The organism is Pseudomonas sp. AO-1 (assembly GCF_019775695.1).
Classification (GTDB): Bacteria; Pseudomonadota; Gammaproteobacteria; order Pseudomonadales; family Pseudomonadaceae; genus Aquipseudomonas; species Aquipseudomonas parakoreensis.
In genome coordinates this window covers 2,062,756-2,079,317 of record NZ_CP079947.1, presented here as the reverse complement: position 1 = coordinate 2,079,317, position 16,562 = coordinate 2,062,756, and the positions used below count along the sequence as shown (strand labels likewise).

The following is a 16,562-nucleotide window of genomic DNA, read 5'->3' as shown; positions in this document are numbered from 1 at the left end:
CTGTTGACCACCATGCAAGGTGAAACGCCTTTTGCCAATGGCAAACGTATTCTGCTGTGCGTTCATCAGTTTTTTCCGCATTTTTCTGCGGGAACAGAAGTGCTTACATTATCGACTGCTCAGGCACTGAGAGACGAAGGCTACATTGTTGAAATTGTGACGGCGCAGCTTCAGGGAGAAGAAAACCTGAGTCTTGCTTCTTACGATCATGAAGGCTTCAGGGTTCATCAACTACTGGTGCCCTACGTCGCAGGGAAGTTCTCCAGCACTACACTAGTGGATGAATACAACAACCGTGCGGTATACGCCCCCTTCAAAAGTCTGCTTGATCACTTCCAACCGAATCTAGTGCATTTCTTTCATTTCAAAAACCTGACGATATCAGCACTTCAAGCGTGCGTTGACAAGAATATTCCAACGGTTTACACCCCTACCGACTACTGGATCAACTGCCGATCCTGTCAGCTGGTGAAACCCTGGGGTCAGAATGAGTGCTCTGGACCAAGTCTTTTGGCAAGTAACTGCCTCAAACACGTAGCCATTAATAACCAGAAGGGCACCATGCGCCGGCTTTTGGCGCATACGCCTCAGGTACTATTTTCCGCGTTGATGCTGGCTGCGTCCGCGCCAATCAATACCCGCTTCAAGAACATCATGCTGGCCATGAAGGATCTTCGCAATCGTGAGCAGACCATTGCCCAAGCCATGCTCAAAATTGATAAAATTTTACCGCCTACACTATTCATAGAACATTTACTGATCAACGCGGGAATCCCCCAGCACAAAATCAGACGCCTCAAATACGGAATCCAGCCGCCAATCATCTATCCAGTTGATCTGGATCGAATCAAAGCGACAGGAAAGACTCCCACCATCGGTTTTATTGGAACGCTGACAAACCACAAGGGTTGTCATGTTCTCCTGCAGGCCATCAAGCAACTTCCAAACATGGACGCGGACGTTGTCATTTACGGCGATACACAACAAAACCCGGATTACGTGAAAAATCTCGACGGGATTATTCAGAATGATCCACGAGTTCGGTTCATGGGAACTTTCCCTCACGAACGAATTGGTAGCGTTTTGCACTCGCTGGATGTACTGGTCATCCCTTCTACATGGAGAGAAAACGCGCCGCTCGTGTTATTGAATGCTTTGGCTTGCGGAACCCCCATCATCGCAAGCGACGTAACGGGAATAACTGAATACTTGGGGGAAAAGGATAACGTAACTGTATTCGAGCCTGGAAACGCCGAAGAATTGGCGCAAAGTCTCCGGTCGTGCCTTGCATTGAATAATGAGCACGCCCACAATCATGGCGCAGGAAGGATAGCCGGTGAGCCGCTGCACGCCTACATCAGCGTACTATCGGGTGTATATGCGGATCTCATGCAAATTCATGAAAAATTGGAATAAATTATGAAGTATGTAATTTTCGGCGGCGGTGGCTTCATCGGCTCGAACATAGCGGACAAGCTCCTTGCAGAGGGCCACAGCCTGCGAATCTTCGAAAGGCCCCGAGTCCCTCCGTACCGCGTGTTCGAGGCCCATGAGAACGTTGAATGGATCGCTGGAGATCTTCAGAGCAAACACGACCTTGAAGAAGCGATCAAAGGCGTAGATGGGGTACTCCACTTGGTATCTACTACCCTTCCTAAATCTTCTAATGATGATCCTATTTATGACATTCAAACGAATGTCATTGCGACACTGAACATGCTGAATGTGATGGTGGAGCAAAAGGTTGAGCAGATCGTGTTTATATCATCAGGTGGTACCGTTTACGGGAAGCCCGTGCAATGCCCACTTTCCGAAGAACACCCCACTGATCCAGAAGTATCCTACGGCATCAGCAAACTCACCATCGAAAAATACCTGTATCTCTACAAGAAGCTCCACAACATCAAACCGGTGATTTTAAGGGTTGCCAACCCTTATGGCGAAAGACAACGAATTGAAACGGCACAAGGTGCAATTGCAGCTTTTGTAAGCAGAGCGACAGCGGGAAAAACCATAGACATCTGGGGAGATGGCTCGGTTACGCGAGACTATATATATATAAAAGATATCGCCAACGCATTCTCGAAAGCCCTCAAGTACCAAGGCTCTGAGATTGTTTTTAACATCGGCTCAGGCGAAGGGACATCACTTAACGCGCTGATCGATCTTATTGAGAAGATAACTGATAACGCGGTGACTCGTAACTTCATGCCCGCACGAGCTTTCGATGTACCTATCAACGTACTTAATTGTTCGCTTGCAGAAAGGGAACTTGGTTGGAAGGCAGAGTTCAGTCTTCATGATGGGCTGAGGCACACAATTAACTGGTACATTGATAGCCTGACAACCGAAAAGAACAAAGGTTAAGTTAAACCATCAAATCAACGGGGCAAAAACCGCTTGCCCCGTCTACAGAGTAAAAAATTGGAGACTGTTACTTGGGATTGTAATATCCACTGCATGCGCGGAAAAGTACCGCCAACACAGCTAGATTCCCCTTAATTCCGTTGATTTTAGTTGGAACTTTGCCGATCGGATATCGCCTCACCGTCGCCAATTCTTTGCATTGGAAACCGAGTTTGGGAGCCCTGTAGCTAAGGTATGCAAGCAATTCGTATGTCATAAAGACATTGCGAAATGGCAAAATCCTGGTATCCAGCAGCATCTTGCGACTATAGGCCCGGAACCCCTGAGTGGTGTCTGTCCACTTAAACCCCGACGAAAGACTCAGTAAGGGTGCATGAATCAATCGAATGGCCAGGTCTCTCGATTTCGGCGTATTTTCTGCAACGCCGCCTTCCAGGAATCTGGAGGCTTGCACGAAATCTGTTCCTTTATCTAGCTCGGCGATGAATTGCGGTATGGCGTCCGGATCATCTTTGTCATTACCGTCAATAGTAACAATTCCCTCATACCCTTGATCAAGAGCGAAGGCATAGGCGCAGCGTAACTGCGCACTCAGCTTGCCTGGTCCACGCTTGATTAATAATCCGCGGACCTCGTTGCGACGCAGAAACTCCGCATCGAGTGAGTTATCAGTACTGCCACCGTCTACGATAATGATGTCGGCATGTTCACTAATAGTCAGGCGACTCATTCTATCTAGAAGGCTTCTGATTCGATCACCTTCGTTAATGACCGGAATCACGACACACCAACGCTTCGATCGACCCAGCCACAGGCTTTCTTCGTACGCGGGCACGTCCCAACTGAGGCGAGTCTTATCGGTTTTATCTGTAATCATGTTCATCGTTACCATTAAGTCGAGCGAAGTGTGATCAAGAACACACCGATAATTACCAAGACAATCCCTGCCAATGTCGTGGTATGGAACGGCTCTCTGAAGACAAGCACTGAAGAGATAGCAACGGCTGCAACAGCACCGGCGGTGAGAACCGGGTGCGCTACGTTCAACGGTAAACGCGCCAACGCAGCTGCGTAAAGGAGAAATGCCGTACCGTACAATCCCAAGCCCAGCCAAAAAGGCCAGTTCGTCAGCGCCGCAAAGGGATCGGAAAATGAAGGGAATTTACGTGGCGCCATCATCGCCATTTTAATTAATACGCTGGCAGACGCATTCGACAAAATCCCCACTATCAGGATTATCCACTTCATGAAGCGCACCCGGATAAGTTTTCTCGGTAGCAACTGACAGCAACGCCTAATGCGCGCTCTATTGATACCGGATTCGGTTCGCTCTTCAGCCCCAACATCTCAATGCAGACGACATGATTAGGCAAACGCTCGTGGAGAATACGGCTCATCGTTACATGATCGGTAGTACCATCCCCTAACGGCACCAGGTTGGGCTCACTGGCGTGAACATGGCCAATAATATCTGCACACTGATCAAGTGTTAATAAAGGCTCTTCATTGGAAATCGTTATTGCCCCAGTATCAAACTGCATCCTGATAAAGGGGTGATCGACTTCCCGGACGACTTGCGCGGTCTCAGTATTGGTTACCATATAGTTTGCGCCATAGCAGACCGGATTCGGTTCCAAACAAATGGTAGTGCCATATTCCCCAGCGATGTCTCCAATTGCGCGAAAAAAAGGAATCGCAATTGAGGATACTTCGTTGTCTGACAATCCACTTCGATCCCTGTTTTTTGGAGATCCGAAAACCAGAAATTTTGCACCCAGGCCTTGGCCGACACGACACACATGAGACAAATGCTTGATCAGCTCACCTCTGCTGCGGTCAGAACCGAACACATTCAATCCGGTTGTGCCAAAGAGCAAAGACTGCATACCGGTTATTTCCACCCCCTTGGCTTTCCACCAGTCTCGGACGCTCAATATATCTTCTTTTCGAGCGTTAGCCAGATCAGGAAAATATTTGCTTGGGGCCACATCGATGGCATCAACCGAGTATTGCTTCAGTAGTCCCGCGACGCTTTCGTCGTCCTGCGGATCCCATGCAATATTTGAGATAGATAGCCTCATTGCGCAAGGTTCTCTATCTTCGGTTCGGACTGAACATAGGCCCTGACCGCCTGAATGGTTTCCCGCGAACTATACTGGTAACGACCACTGCCGCCGAACAAATGAGCATGATTAGTCTGCATATTGTAAACAGCCGCAGGCTGATCTTTTACATTATCAAATTCAACACCAAAGCCGAGCTCGGATATATGTCCAACAGATACGGGAGCAGCGGTCAAATGAACAAGTTTCAAACCCGAACTAAGCGCGATCGATATATCATACCAAAGATTAACCATCGGATAGAATTGAAAAACACCCCGACTATCGATAGCTTCAAGGTTATTCCGATTGAGAAAGTCGTAAATAATATTTTTCCGTAAACCAGGTCCAACTAACCCGGGAAGGCGGACAATCAGATGCTCAGAAAAATGACCTTCAACAAACTTCTCTAGCATCCTCCTATTCAGGCCGTAAGGATGAAGCCCGATTTCATCAACGTGCGTATTTTCATCAACATCGACTGCCTTCATGAAAACATCTACAGTACTGATCAAAATGAATCGTTTACATTTGACGGTCTTGAGGACTTCAATCAGCCCACGTATATTTTCGAGATCGGCTTCCGGCTGCGAGTTGGCAATCCACTTTTGCGCGGGGGCGCCAGAGCAGACGACGGTATCAAATTGCTGCCCCTGAATATCGGCAATATTCGTGGATCGGTAGAGACAATCAAAATGGGTTTGATTTAATAGTGTCCCGCCGACAAATCCACTGTAACCAATGAGTGCACTAGCCATCGTATCCTCCTTACGGGCGACATTGATAATCACTGTTTAACCTCAATTAGATGAGGATAACCATCCAGGTTTGGATTTAAAGGATTACCACTGACAGTCACATTAATATACTGTTCACTGTACTCCAACGCAGTAATCTCTCGCACTCCGGCATCGGAAAAATATATTCCAGCACCAACAACCAATGACTGTCTATTTGAAAAATCATTTTTGACAAAAAATCGTGTTCCGGAAACCCCGTTCACCCAGTTCGCATCAGTAAGATTGAAAGCAGCAAATGTTTTCGCCTGGAGTTGCTTATCAACAAGCATTGAATCCCGCCATATGATGTTGATTGAGCCGTTCACTATTGAATACTGACCAAAATCAATCTTGCTTATACTATAGTTTGGTAACTTCACCAGGGCAATGCACGATACTGAATGCCGAGAAGGCCAATAAGGGGTAGGCACCTCGAATCGCTGCCATTCGAAATCCAGATTTTCAAATTGATCAGTGCCTGATGAAGCCCCGGTCTTATATACATGCAAGTAAAATGTCTTACTTTTATCAAACCGGCGGCAATCGCGCGAGTACAGAGCCAACTCTCCACTCAGTGTAACTTTTGCAACGATCCCGACCGATGTTTTTATCTCACTGCTTGGGTCCAACTCCAGCGCGGCCAAACTCTGTTCGAATACCTTTCCTTGCTCATAATTAAAACTGAAGCTAACAAAAGCCAGCATTACCAAGACATGAAGAAGCATCATCACGGGTTTATGCGGCGAGCGCTGCTTTAACGATAGCTTTAAATCCTCAACACACAAAACAAAGTAAGAAATCAAAACGTAGGCCAGAGCCTGGACAAACCCGAAATACCATAAGACGTAGTTTAATTGAGTATGGATGTAGGAGTGCCCTTTGGCAAGAATCAGCCAGGAAGCGGAAGCGCTAAAAAAAACAAATAGGGTTATGCCATTTTTAAAATCGAACTGGCGCCTGGAAATAGAAGCATATAAAAATCCAGTCAGAGAAAGTAGAATCAACCACTTGAACAAGGCACCTGGCAGATAGAAAAAAACCGCAGTTTCCCAAATATTGATATAGCGTTTCACTACATCTAGCGGAGAACTTTGAAGCGACGCTTTGAATACGTCATCAAAGGTAGATGGATCACCATACGTACGTCGCTTGACATCCTGCTCAAAGATATTTTGCAGTCCAGCGACAATCGTGTCACCGCGCATTCCCGCATGAAGCAATAGAGCAAAAACAAAACCGAGTACGCATAATGCGAAGGTGAGTACAAAAAATTTCAGATTACGCCGATGGTCAGGACGCTCCTCGCGAAAAAAGGGAGCGATAAGGAATACAGAACAGGCGAATAGCGTAATCGCGGAGAGGTACTCATAACCTGCCAAACTCTTCAGAAAAACTGCCGCACCAGTAAGGCCGCAAAACATGAATTTCTTGGCACGCTCATTAGACTTGTATGCTAACGCCGCAAATACCGCAGGTAAAAACCACAGCACGGGGACCCAATAAAGGTTTCTTGCGAAAGCAATGACCCAAGGAGAACTGATCATCACAACAAAAAAAATTGCGGCAAAACGCCCATTATATACTTTCGCATACAACAGTGTGAGCAACCCGACAATCAGTGCAAACAAAACAGAATTCAATAATTGCAGTTCTGCGACCGAATGAAGACCAAACAAAGAATAAGAAGCTGAGAAGAACAGCCCTTGAACACCATACTGTGACTTATAGGGTGAATAATAAATATCCTTGCCAGCAGCCTCGCCGGCAAATACGGGATAAGCGTCCAACATATTTTGGCTGTAATCGAATTTCTGCCCAATCGACATGAAACCTATATGGGAACCGCCCTTATCCAGACCAGAATCATCCGCAAAAATCCCTCCTAGCACCAGCGCTTGAGAGCCTTTATCGAAACTATCAAAAAAATAGTCATTAGCAAAATTAAAAAAATTAAGCTGAAAACTTAGCGTAGCTACTATCACCATGGCAAAGAGTTTTAATAAACTCACCTTCCCATTAATCAAGGCGTTCAGCATCTAGCTTCTCCAGCACATCATAAATATTATCGATCTTTCCACCAAGAATTGAAAAACACTTTGGTAAATCTTCGTATTTTTCAAACAAAATTGGCCGACCATCATCACTTTCGTTTTTCATTAGAATTGTCTTGACTTCAAACAATGACTCCACATATTTCGCCGTTGAAAGTGATGGAAGATATCTGGATACATCTCGCACCATACGGTCAACTTGTGAAACCCTTCTGTAATCGTTTAGTTTTCCATAAGGGCTTATCCCAGGCTCATCCACCCACTGAAGGTGTGGCGTGTATCTGACATGAGAAAGTGTGTGAAGGTTTCTTGCCGGAAATGGCATCAACGAGAAAAAAGGCCCATCCATAACAGTAATACCCAGGCCCTTCAAGGGAGCCGGCATATCCATAAGTGCCATCTCGGTAATTTCCTGTTTCAACTTCGTCCTTATACCCGGAAAATCACCCTTCAACTGATTGATTCCGCTGTAACTGCAGTTAAAAATATATCGACTGGACACAGAGCTGAAATTGCCATCCTTACTCTTGAAGATAACACCAAGCTCACCATTCACCGCCTTGGAGATAGACTCTACTTCGGTTTCAAGCAACAAATTTACACCTAGATCTTGCAACTCACCGAGAGCCCTCTTGGCAACAAGATCAGAGTTGAAAGCATACTCCTTGACCAAATAAACCTGCTCAATCAGGCGTGGATCGAATAGCTTTCGCATTTCCGGATCTGGCGCATATACCTCCGCCCCAATATCAGCACAGAATCGAACAAACTGTTTCGCTGTAACCTTTGAGTTACGTCTGGAAATAGCATATAGCTTGGTAAATTCCTGATTTATAGCCTCAGGCCAATCTTGCACAAACTTTGGCAGATTCAGACGACTGCGAAATGCGGTAGTAAAGCTTCTCGGATAGTGATATCCGTTATGCACTCGCGCTTGATTATTATAGGATGCTCGTTTTAGAAGAGATGCCTCTCTCTCTACAACCAGAACTCTTTCGAAGCCACGATTTTTTGCGAGATAAATAGCGATGGCGCAGCCATAAAAGCCTCCACCAATAACTACCGCATCGAAATCCGTCTCAGACATTGGCATTATTACTCCGCTCGCCAACTAAAACGGAGCCATCTTTAGAAGAGATCGAAACCTCCTCGATATTCAGTTTTTCACGCCGTGTGATCTTGGAACTCGTCAACTCTTGTGCGACATGGTACAACGGCGCCTCATTAGACAGACTCGCCATATGCAGGATATATTCCCCAAGCACAAGCAGTACCAATGAAATCAGGAAAAACATTCCCGACTGCTGAAGTGAAACACTAATCCATCCTGGAGCAACATTGGTTTTAAACAGGCCAACCGAAATAACATAGATACAATAAAACAAATTCGCCATCGCGCCAAACAACGAAAGAGAGGTAACAAGACGCATGGGCGCTCTGGTAGTCGATACCAACAGCCGCATTCCCCTATCAATACTCTCTGCCAAACGCTTGGGTTGGGACGTTTTTGGCGGTGCACTATATGAAAGCCGCACTTGGGAGAAACCTCCCGTCGCTGGAAGGTGACGATACGTCATAGCCGACTGAGGATGCTGCAAGATGAAGTTAATCACTTTCTTGCTAAGCAATCGAAATTGTGGAGCCTCTTTTGCAAGATGCACCCCATTGAAGTGATTGTACAGGCCATGGAAAACAGCAAACGCGCCTCTGTAAGCGAGACTTTGAGAGTTTTTTTGCTCGTTATTGGCAAAAACAACATCTACACCATCGATCGCCTTTTTGAGCATAGTCGGTAAAAATTCAATGCTGTCGGTAAGTGGATCAATGACCGCAACAAAATCACCCAACGCACTTTCAAGCCCCACCCAGGAAGCAGTGTCCGAATCTACTTCTTTGGTGAGTGCGTAAACCTGGAGATTTGCGATTCCATCTTCGCTTGTCAGACGCTTCATCACCGAAATACTTTCGTCTTCAGAAGCATTGTCGACGATTATTATTTCGTAATCACGTACGATATCCGAAATCACATTAGTGGCATTCGTGATGATACTTTCAAGATCCAGTGCCTGGTTCCGAACCACAAAAACAATGGATATAAAACAAGGAAAAAAATTCATGCCATCATCCCTCTAGACAAAAAATACAAATAGCCCTTCAAAACACCATCTCTATATATAGAGACTTTAATTTCTCGACGAGTCATTCGCTGACAAGTCACCAAAAAGACCTCTTTATCCGCCAGCTATAACCCTGAGACAGCAAACAAAAAAGAAGAATATTTTATCTCGCACACGACGGCGACATTTACACGCATTCAGCGAAAGGGCGAAAAACCTGAACCTTCCCATCGGCTTCGACGAACAGGCGAATGGGTGAAAATCCGCACCGACAAGGCCTGATATCAAATTGACCTGTGAAAACCACCATCCATCCTGGATGGCTTTATATCTTGCTATAAGGGATTTGATTCCCGTATTAGCTCCGACCTGATTGTGCTGGTGTTGGCGATACTGCATCGTTGAGTGCGCGTCGATAAACCACTTATATCCATGTGTACGAGCAAAAGCATAAAAATACCAGTCATGAAGACTGACAGATTGAAGCAGCTCCCAGTTACGTAGCATCGACTCTTTCAAAGCGTCGGCGAGCCCCCTTCGAAATACATAAGTACAACCGGGTCCTGCAGCCTCAAACAAGAAATCCCATTCAGCCTGAGGTTGTGCTTTGTCCAGTACACGTGTCCTGCCGTCAGGCCAAAATGCAGTGACGTTGCTGGAGTAGGCATCGCCTTGGTAGTGCTGGAGCATTGCTACGGAACGCTCCAGTTTATCCGCATCCCAGATATCATCCTGGTCAGAAAACGCAACATAGTCATAACCGTCGAACGCGACGTCACGAATCAGGCGGAAAAAATTGCGAGCAGCGCCCCCGAACACCTCGGAGACAGGCAGAAGAACTATTTCGGAATACTTTGCAGCAGTCGCGGCGCACCACTCCTCGGTACCATCAGTGGAAGGGTCGACGCTGATGTAAATCGTCAAATCCACCGCCGTCTGGCGGCGAATTGACTCAATTTGCTCTTCTAGCCAGCGCACACCATTGTAGGCCGCCAGCAAAACAGCGATACGGGGTTTTACTGGCGTTTGGTTTTGGCGAGCACTCACAAAACATCCTTTGCATCAAATCGCCATTTTCAGCGATTAGTTGGCTCCAAGAGTTTCTGCAAGTACTGGCCATAACCAGTCTTCTTCAGCGCATCGGCTTGGGCACCGAGTTGCTCAGCAGTGATCCAGCCGTTGTGGTATGCGATCTCTTCCAGGCAAGCCACCTTGAGGCCCTGACGCTGTTCGATGGTGTGTACGAAGTGACTGGCCTCAAGCAGCGAATCGTGCGTGCCTGTATCGAGCCAGGCAAATCCACGACCGAGCATTTCAACACTCAGCGTCTTTCTTTCAAGGTACGCACGGTTGACGTCCGTAATTTCCAACTCACCACGCTCAGATGGCTTGATGCCCTTCGCGATCTCGACGACATCGTTATCGTAGAAGTACAGCCCGGTCACGGCGTAGTTGGATTTAGGCTTGAGCGGTTTCTCTTCAATACTCAGAGCACGGCCCGTTTCGTCGAATTCGACAACACCGAAACGCTCCGGATCAGACACGTGATAACCGAAGACCGTAGCGCCTGTTTGCTGAGTGCTCGCAGAACGCAAATTGTCCGAGAAGTGCTGCCCGTAAAAGATATTGTCACCAAGAATCAGGCAGCAAGGATCTTTGCCAATGAACTCTTCACCGATGATGAATGCCTGGGCCAGACCGTCGGGACTAGGTTGTTCTGCATAGGTCAGCTTGATCCCGTAAACGCTTCCATCACCTAGCAATTTGCGAAAACAAGGCAAATCTTCCGGCGTGGAGATGATCAGGATTTCGCGCATCCCCGCGAGCATCAACACGGACAGCGGATAGAAGATCATCGGTTTGTCGTAGATCGGCAGCATCTGCTTGGAAACGCCAAGGGTCAGCGGGTGCAGGCGTGTACCCGAACCACCAGCGAGGATGATGCCTTTACGATTTGTCGTGGTCATTTGTTCAGAACTTCCCTAAGCATTCGGTTCACACCACTTTGCCAATCCGGCAAGTGTAGATAAAATTTGGCACGTAACTTCTGGGTATTAAGACGTGAGTTCAGGGGACGTTGTGCAGGAGTCGGGTAAGCAGTCGTGTCGATTGGATTGACGGCCGTTACTGCAAGTTTTTCCCCATTGGCCTGAGCGAACGCAATGACATGAGCCGCATACCCATGCCAAGACACTTCGCCGCTGGCCGCCAAGTGATAAACACCTGAAAGTTCCGGCTGCTGCAACGCCTGACGAATGGCCAAAGCGCTTACATCCGCTATCAGATCAGCCCCTGTCGGAGCTCCGATCTGGTCCGCGATAACATTCAACGTTTCCCGATCCTTTGCCAACCGCAACATCGTCTTGGCGAAGTTGTTGCCGCGCGCTCCGTAGACCCAACTGGTCCGGAAGATCAGATGCTTGCAGCCCGACGCAATGATCGCCTGCTCGCCTGCCAGCTTACTCGCACCGTACTGATTCACCGGGCCGACAGCATCCGTCTCCAGCCATGGAATGGAACCAATACCATTGAAGACATAATCGGTTGAATAATGAACCAGCCAGGCATTCAGAGCAGCGGCCTCTTCGGCCAAGACCTGCATCGCTTGGCCGTTCACAATGAAGGCCAGCTCAGGTTCTGATTCTGCCTTGTCGACTGCGGTGTACGCAGCGGCGTTGACGATGACATCCGGCTTGATCCGTCGGATCGTCGCACGCACGGCGGCCAGATCGGTGAGATCACCACACAGCCCGTCGGCAGTCTGGCGATCCAGCGCAATCAACTGACCAAGCGGCTCGAGCGAGCGCTGCAGCTCCCAACCTACCTGACCGTTCTTACCCAGCAGAAGTATTTTCATGCCTTGTTCGAGCGATCCGCATAGTTCTGATCGATCCACTGCTGGTAACTGCCGCTCTTCACGTGCTCAACCCACTCAGTGTTGTTCAGATACCATTCGACAGTCTTGCGAATACCGCTCTCGAAAGTTTCTTCCGGAGTCCAGCCCAATTCGCGCTGAATTTTGCTCGCATCGATTGCGTAACGCACGTCATGTCCAGGGCGATCTTGGACATAGGTAATCAGGCTGGCATGAGGACGATGGGACGAATCAGGACGCAACTCATCAAGCAGCGCACAGAGGGTGTGCACCACTTCGATGTTTTGTTTTTCGTTATGACCGCCAATGTTGTAAGTCTCACCAATTACACCTTCAGTGACGACTTTGTACAACGCACGAGCGTGATCTTCGACATACAACCAGTCACGTACCTGATTACCTTTGCCATAAACCGGCAACGGCTTGCCTTCCAGTGCATTGAGAATGATCAGAGGGATCAACTTCTCAGGGAAGTGGCAAGGGCCGTAGTTGTTCGAGCAGTTGGTAACCAGTGTCGGCAGATCATAGGTGCGTGCCCAAGCGCGAACAAGGTGATCAGAGCTAGCCTTGCTGGCCGAGTATGGCGAGCTTGGCTGGTAAGGTGTGGTCTCGGTGAAGAGGTCTTCCGGACCTTCGAGGTCTCCGTAAACTTCGTCAGTCGAAATATGGTGAAAGCGGAAACTGGCTTTACGCGCATCATCCAGCGCTGCCCAGTAGTGGCGGGCAGCTTCGAGCAGCGTGTAAGTACCGATGATGTTGGTCTGGATGAATTCGGACGGGCCGGAGATCGAACGATCGACGTGGGACTCTGCGGCCAGGTGCATGATTGCATCCGGTTGGTGCTCACGCAGGACACGGTCAACCTGATCACGATCGCAGATATCGACGCGCTCGAAAGCGTAACGCGAGTTCTGGCTGACTTCTGCCAAAGACTCCAGATTGCCGGCGTAAGTCAACTTATCGACATTGACGACAGAATCAGAAGTATTGGAGATGATGTGACGGATGACTGCCGAGCCAATGAAGCCGGCGCCGCCGGTAACTAGAATTTTCACGCGAAACGATACCCTTGAGCTGCGGACAGCGCTGCCTGCGAGCGCGGTCTAATCCATGAATGCAGAAGCCACCATCAGTTGGCATCCGTCAGAGTCAGTCTGAATCGACATGCATTTAGGCATGATCGAACAAGGGTGCATTTTACAGCTTAATGATGGTTTTACTAATGGATAAAGACAGGCCAAGGCGCAAATTCGACAGATGCCGTGCGCCTGTCGCTTTCAGACCAGTCGTTTGCGCGCTGCCCTGGACGAACGCCCCAGAAACCAGCCCAATACAGGACCAATCATCATGCCGATCAGCAATGCCAACACAACAACAACCGACACGGGCAACTGCGGCCCGGAAAAGCCCATAAACAAAAGCGAAACCGACTGCTGGTTCTCGAGCACAAACGCAAGAATTGCCAACACCAACAATAAAATGAAAACGCCAAGAAGTATGCGCTTGAGATTACGCATGAGTTACTCCTCGAGAGATAGCGACTGTCAAACCCCCTCCTCCTCTTCCTCATTCACCCGGTCACGCAATTCCTTGCCCGGCTTGAAATGCGGAACAAACTTGCCGTCAAGGCTGACAGACTGACCGGTCTTTGGATTGCGACCGACGCGCGGCGCACGATAATGCAGGGAGAAGCTGCCAAACCCACGGATCTCGATGCGATCCCCGGTAGCCAGGCACTGGGACATTTGTTCAAGCATGGTCTTGATGGCCAGCTCCACATCCTTGGATGAGAGTAGCCCTTGATGGGTGACAATTCGTTCGATCAACTCCGACTTCGTCATATTTTTCCCTTCTTTTTCAAGCAGCTAGATCAGCGCTTGAAAGGTTTTAGCACGCCCGGAAGATTTTGAACAGCCCAGGGATTGACATATCTTTCTCGGCATCAAAACGCCCGTTTTCTGCGCACAAAAGCACCGAACCGGAGCAGCACTCATTCAGCGACACATCACCAGCATTGTCCGAGTGACGTAGCCTGCGGGATTGAAGCCAAACGGATATTCATCTTCATCCTTGGCCTGATCAGATCGGGTGATCACCCGGTAACCTGCCCCCTTGCACTCCTTCGCCGCGCGCCTTTGGCATTTCTCCCACCCTGAACCCAAACCCGAGCAGTCGATCTCGATACCACTGACGCCACGCACCGCATGCGTCTTGGCACTGGTGGTACAGCCAGCCAAAACCAACGCCGCAATCAACACAATAAATCTGTTCATCCACTTCCTTATGCCAGGCAACGCCCGACTACTGCACGACTACTACCCACAGCTTAGTCGCGAATAGGCGATTGATCCGATTAAAGAAACAGACAACCCGCTAAAGGGATTGGTTTCACCGCAGCCTAGATCTCCCCACCAAATCGCAGGCACAAAAAAGGGCGACCGAAGTCGCCCTTTTTCATGATCAAGCAGAACTTAGTTCTGTTTGGCCATTGCTTGCTTCAACAGAGCAGCCATGGTGGTATCGGCTGGAGCTTCCTGAACGGAGTTCAGGCTCTGGATAGCTTCTTTCTCTTCAGCGTCATCTTTCGACTTGATCGAGAGCTGGATTACGCGGCTCTTGCGGTCAACGCTGATGATCTTGGCTTCAACTTCCTGGCCTTCTTTCAGAACGTTGCGCGCGTCTTCAACGCGGTCACGGCTGATTTCGGACGCTTTCAGGGTCGCTTCGATGTCGTCAGCCAGAACGATGATGGCGCCTTTGGCGTCAACTTCTTTCACGGTGCCTTTAACGATAGCGCCTTTGTCGTTAACCGAGACGTACTCGGAGAACGGATCGCTTTCCAGTTGCTTGATGCCCAGGGAGATGCGCTCGCGCTCTGGGTCAACCGACAGGATGACGGTGTCCAGCTCGTCGCCCTTCTTGAAACGGCGTACGGCTTCTTCGCCCACTTCGTTCCAGGAGATGTCGGACAGGTGAACCAGACCGTCGATGCCGCCGTCCAGACCAATGAAGATACCGAAATCGGTGATCGACTTGATGGTACCGGAGATCTTGTCGCCCTTGTTGAACTGGCCAGAGAAGTCTTCCCATGGGTTCGACTTGCACTGCTTGATGCCCAGGGAGATGCGACGACGCTCTTCGTCGATGTCCAGAACCATGACTTCCACTTCGTCGCCGACTTGTACGACTTTCGAAGGGTGGATGTTCTTGTTGGTCCAGTCCATTTCCGAAACGTGTACCAGACCTTCAACGCCCTCTTCCAGCTCAGCGAAGCAGCCGTAGTCGGTCAGGTTGGTTACACGAGCGGTTACGCGAGTGCTTTCTGGGTAACGGGCTTTGATAGCAACCCATGGATCTTCGCCCAGTTGCTTCAGGCCCAGGGAAACACGGTTGCGTTCGCGATCGTATTTCAGAACCTTGACGTCGATTTCGTCACCAACGTTGACGATCTCGGAAGGATGCTTGATGCGCTTCCAGGCCATGTCGGTGATGTGCAGCAGGCCGTCCACGCCACCCAGATCGACGAATGCGCCGTAATCGGTGAGGTTTTTGACGATACCTTTGACTTGCTGGCCTTCCTGCAGGGATTCCAGCAGAGCTTCACGCTCGGCGGAGTTCTCGGCTTCGAGGACGCTGCGACGGGAAACGACAACGTTGTTGCGCTTCTGGTCCAGCTTGATGACCTTGAATTCCAGCTCTTTGCCTTCCAGGTGCGTGGTGTCGCGCACTGGACGGACGTCAACCAGGGAACCTGGCAGGAACGCACGGATGCCGTTAACGTCGACAGTGAAGCCGCCTTTAACCTTACCGTTGATAACGCCCTTGACCACTTCCTCAGCTGCGAAGGCTGCTTCCAGAACGATCCAGCATTCAGCGCGCTTGGCTTTTTCACGGGACAGCTTGGTTTCACCGAAACCGTCTTCAACCGAATCCAGAGCAACGTGAACTTCGTCACCGACATTGATAGTCAGATCGCCAGCGTCGTTGTAGAACTGTTCCAGCGGGATGAGTGCTTCAGACTTCAGGCCAGCGTGAACGGTTACCCAGCGAGCCTGGTAATCGATATCAACGATAACACCGGTGATGATGGAGCCTGCCTGAAGGTTCAGGGTCTTTAGGCTTTCTTCAAAGAGTTCCGCAAAGCTTTCGCTCATTTTAATTCCTGTAGATGAGGGCGAAGAATACGCCCATCTCCACACCCCAGACGGTGTGGGTTAGTTTCATTTAAAAGAAGCGCTGCAGGACTATGACTGGTCCCCTGCGGCCTTCTT

At 49.0% G+C, this 16,562-nt stretch carries 17 protein-coding genes; 2 read left to right on the top strand and 15 right to left on the bottom strand.

Annotation, left to right across the window (positions count from 1 at the left end; genetic code table 11):
- The first annotated feature begins 12 nt into the window (after positions 1-12).
- Entirely contained in the window at positions 13-1,416 is a 1,404-nt protein-coding gene (locus KVQ82_RS09725) for a glycosyltransferase (protein WP_260688116.1), read from the top strand.
- Positions 1,417-1,419: 3 nt separating this feature from the next.
- Entirely contained in the window at positions 1,420-2,367 is a 948-nt protein-coding gene (locus KVQ82_RS09720) for an NAD-dependent epimerase/dehydratase family protein (protein WP_027612436.1), read from the top strand.
- Between the two features lie 67 nt (positions 2,368-2,434).
- Here the strand turns inward: KVQ82_RS09720 and KVQ82_RS09715 are convergent, their stop codons facing one another.
- From KVQ82_RS09715 to rpsA, 15 genes are all read right to left on the bottom strand, one after another.
- A complete protein-coding gene (locus KVQ82_RS09715; RefSeq protein ID WP_049827887.1) occupies positions 2,435-3,244 on the bottom strand; it encodes a glycosyltransferase family 2 protein in 810 nt (269 codons plus the stop codon).
- 14 nt (positions 3,245-3,258) lie between these two features.
- The gene (locus tag KVQ82_RS09710) at positions 3,259-3,615 is read right to left on the bottom strand and encodes a multidrug transporter (RefSeq protein ID WP_027612434.1); all 357 of its coding nucleotides are present in this window, start codon (positions 3,613-3,615) and stop codon (positions 3,259-3,261) included.
- Positions 3,612-4,448 (bottom strand): sugar phosphate isomerase/epimerase, encoded by an 837-nt coding sequence (locus KVQ82_RS09705; protein WP_027612433.1) that lies wholly within the window; start codon positions 4,446-4,448, stop codon positions 3,612-3,614. The genes KVQ82_RS09710 and KVQ82_RS09705 overlap by 4 nt, the downstream gene beginning before the upstream one ends.
- A complete protein-coding gene (locus KVQ82_RS09700; protein ID WP_027612432.1) occupies positions 4,445-5,227 on the bottom strand; it encodes an NAD-dependent epimerase/dehydratase family protein in 783 nt (260 codons plus the stop codon). The genes KVQ82_RS09705 and KVQ82_RS09700 overlap by 4 nt, the downstream gene beginning before the upstream one ends.
- Before the next feature lie 29 nt (positions 5,228-5,256).
- Complete coding sequence (locus tag KVQ82_RS09695) at positions 5,257-7,284, bottom strand: hypothetical protein (protein ID WP_027612431.1); 2,028 nt, start codon at positions 7,282-7,284, stop codon at positions 5,257-5,259.
- Positions 7,265-8,386: an FAD-dependent oxidoreductase gene (locus KVQ82_RS09690; protein WP_222018730.1), complete on the bottom strand. Its 1,122-nt coding sequence runs from the start codon at positions 8,384-8,386 to the stop codon at positions 7,265-7,267. Before KVQ82_RS09690 ends, KVQ82_RS09695 begins: the two co-directional genes overlap by 20 nt.
- Positions 8,379-9,416: a glycosyltransferase gene (locus KVQ82_RS09685; protein WP_027612429.1), complete on the bottom strand. Its 1,038-nt coding sequence runs from the start codon at positions 9,414-9,416 to the stop codon at positions 8,379-8,381. The genes KVQ82_RS09690 and KVQ82_RS09685 overlap by 8 nt, the downstream gene beginning before the upstream one ends.
- A 114-nt stretch (positions 9,417-9,530) precedes the next feature.
- Positions 9,531-10,463: a glycosyltransferase family 2 protein gene (locus KVQ82_RS09680; RefSeq protein WP_115989186.1), complete on the bottom strand. Its 933-nt coding sequence runs from the start codon at positions 10,461-10,463 to the stop codon at positions 9,531-9,533.
- Positions 10,464-10,492: 29 nt separating this feature from the next.
- On the bottom strand, positions 10,493-11,383 hold the full coding sequence (rfbA, locus tag KVQ82_RS09675) for a glucose-1-phosphate thymidylyltransferase RfbA (protein ID WP_027612427.1): 891 nt from the start codon (positions 11,381-11,383) through the stop codon (positions 10,493-10,495).
- On the bottom strand, positions 11,380-12,273 hold the full coding sequence (rfbD, locus tag KVQ82_RS09670; protein ID WP_222018729.1) for a dTDP-4-dehydrorhamnose reductase: 894 nt from the start codon (positions 12,271-12,273) through the stop codon (positions 11,380-11,382). The genes rfbA and rfbD overlap by 4 nt, the downstream gene beginning before the upstream one ends.
- A complete protein-coding gene (gene rfbB, locus KVQ82_RS09665; protein ID WP_222018728.1) occupies positions 12,270-13,346 on the bottom strand; it encodes a dTDP-glucose 4,6-dehydratase in 1,077 nt (358 codons plus the stop codon). Before rfbB ends, rfbD begins: the two co-directional genes overlap by 4 nt.
- Positions 13,347-13,568: 222 nt before the next feature.
- Complete coding sequence (locus KVQ82_RS09660; protein ID WP_222018727.1) at positions 13,569-13,808, bottom strand: lipopolysaccharide assembly protein LapA domain-containing protein; 240 nt, start codon at positions 13,806-13,808, stop codon at positions 13,569-13,571.
- Positions 13,809-13,835: 27 nt separating this feature from the next.
- Entirely contained in the window at positions 13,836-14,132 is a 297-nt protein-coding gene (ihfB, locus tag KVQ82_RS09655) for an integration host factor subunit beta (RefSeq protein WP_003189779.1), read from the bottom strand.
- Positions 14,133-14,285: 153 nt separating this feature from the next.
- The gene (locus tag KVQ82_RS09650; RefSeq protein ID WP_222018726.1) at positions 14,286-14,564 is read right to left on the bottom strand and encodes a hypothetical protein; all 279 of its coding nucleotides are present in this window, start codon (positions 14,562-14,564) and stop codon (positions 14,286-14,288) included.
- 198 nt (positions 14,565-14,762) lie between these two features.
- On the bottom strand, positions 14,763-16,445 hold the full coding sequence (rpsA, locus tag KVQ82_RS09645) for a 30S ribosomal protein S1 (protein WP_041069380.1): 1,683 nt from the start codon (positions 16,443-16,445) through the stop codon (positions 14,763-14,765).
- Positions 16,446-16,562: the final 117 nt, after the last annotated feature.